Source organism: Acidovorax cavernicola (genome assembly GCF_003581445.1).
Map to the genome: position 1 here is coordinate 1 of NZ_QXMN01000176.1, position 1,910 is coordinate 1,910.

2 pseudogenes are annotated in these 1,910 nt (G+C 58.9%); both read left to right on the forward strand.

Features of this window, described 5'->3' with window-relative positions:
• Positions 1–416: pseudogene (locus D3H34_RS32230) on the forward strand (hypothetical protein); the annotation flags it as partial.
• A 1-nt stretch (position 417) separates the two neighbouring features.
• Positions 418–1,910 (forward strand): annotated as a pseudogene (locus D3H34_RS32235) (hypothetical protein); the annotation flags it as partial.

Below are 1,910 nucleotides of genomic sequence, written 5' to 3' on the forward strand. Positions count from 1 at the left end.
TCTTCCCCACCACTGACGGCTTGGACGACGACAACTACACGCCACCACCGTCTTCGGTATCCAACTGTCGCGACACGCTCTACGCACTTGCCCGCCGCCTGAAGGAGTCCTCCAGCCTCCCAGCCGAGATTCCTCCGGAGCTGGCGCCCGGTTGGGACGCAATGTCCGCCATGCCGCTGGTGCTGCCAGCTGGCCAGAGGGCATCGCCCAACTCCCTTGTCGGCATCGTGAAGCTCGCCTTGGGGCACATGCAGAACAACGGGTTGGTCCGACTCGACCGTGACGCTGATGATGATGCATCAGTAACCTACACCCCGACGCACCGGCTGCGTGTGCAACTACGAGAGCTGGCCCTGCGCCGGTTGTTCGACATTGCACAGGAAGCCACTCGCACTCCGGCAATGGCGGAGGTTTGACATGCAGAGGATTTCACGCATCTACCTCGGCAACTGCGGCTACTCTATGGCTTGGTATGACGGTCTTCTGATGGACCTGGCAGACCCGGAAACCCATCAGCCAACTGATACCATCATCAACTTGGAGAACGGCGGCGGCAAGACGTCGCTGCTGAGTCTCATCTTCTCGTGTTTCGACACGAGCCAGGACCGATTCCTCAAGCATCTGCAGAGCAAGAACAACCACTTCTCGCAGTATTTCTCGCAGGACGGGCTCCCTGGCTTCATCCTCGTGGAGTGGGAAATGCCTTCCCGTACTGCGGGCGGCTCACCCTATCGACTGGTCATTGGTCAAGTCGTCTCCATCAAGACGGGGAATGATTCGCCCGAGAGTGATCGCATGTTCTTCAGCTTTGAGACAACGGGCACCCTGAGCCTCGAATCTGTTCCTGCGCCAAAGCTAGGTGGAGTACTGTCGGCGTCACTCGCCGAATTCTCTCGCTGGGTTCACGACGAACAGAAACGGCACCCTGATGTCTATGTCACGCGTAAGCAGGCGGACTGGCAGCGCCACTTGCGAGAAGAGCGGCTAATCGACCTCGAAATGCTGCAGATGCAGGTCAACTTCTCGGTGCAGGAAGGTGGCTTTGACAGTGGATTCCTGAACTTCACGAGCGAGTCGGCGTTCCTTCAAAAGTTCTTCCATCTGACACTCGACGCCCAGCGCGCTGGTGCTGTTCGCGATGCTGTGGCCACTGCATGCGACAAGCTACGACGCAAACCCTACTACCAGTCGAAGTTCAATGAACTGACCAAGTTCCGCATAGTCCTCCACGGATTTGAGCAGCTTGCTCACAACTACCGGATGGCATCAGGAGACCAGGCAGGCATCATCTTTGCTGGCGCAAGGCTAGTCTTGGGCCTGCATGACCGCGCCGCGAACCGACGCGAGAAGCAAAAGCAAGAGTTGGCGTATGAGGGTACGCAGCGCGGCATCGCTGCAGTCGCTGCGGCTAATGTCCTAAGCTATTTGCGCCAGGCGACCAGCATGACATCGCTTATTCATGTGCGAGCCGTACGCGCCGCCGCCGACCGCACAGCGAAGGCTCGGGGTGCGCTGGAGGCTGCTGAAGACAACATCACGCGCGTCAAGGCCGCCCGCCTGCTGGCAGAAATTGGCGCCGAAGAGCGACGGCTAAGAGAACTGGGTGCGCAGGCCGAACTTGCGCGAGAGGGTCTGAAGCCATTCCAAGATCACCTTGAAATGCAGGGAGCCTTGCTTCGTACGGCTCTGCATCAGCATGAGCAGTTGCTGCGGGCAAGGCAGCGCAAGATTGAAAAAGAGACCGAAGAGCGAAAAGCGCAGATAAAGGCGCATCGTGCGGTGCTCACCGAGGACGATAAGCGTCGTCGCACGCTTGGCGACGAACGGGCCAACTTGGCTCAGCAGGAGAAAACCTGGGCCACTGAGCGCGAACGCATGGTGGCGTCTGGACGCTTGGACCTGTCTCTTAT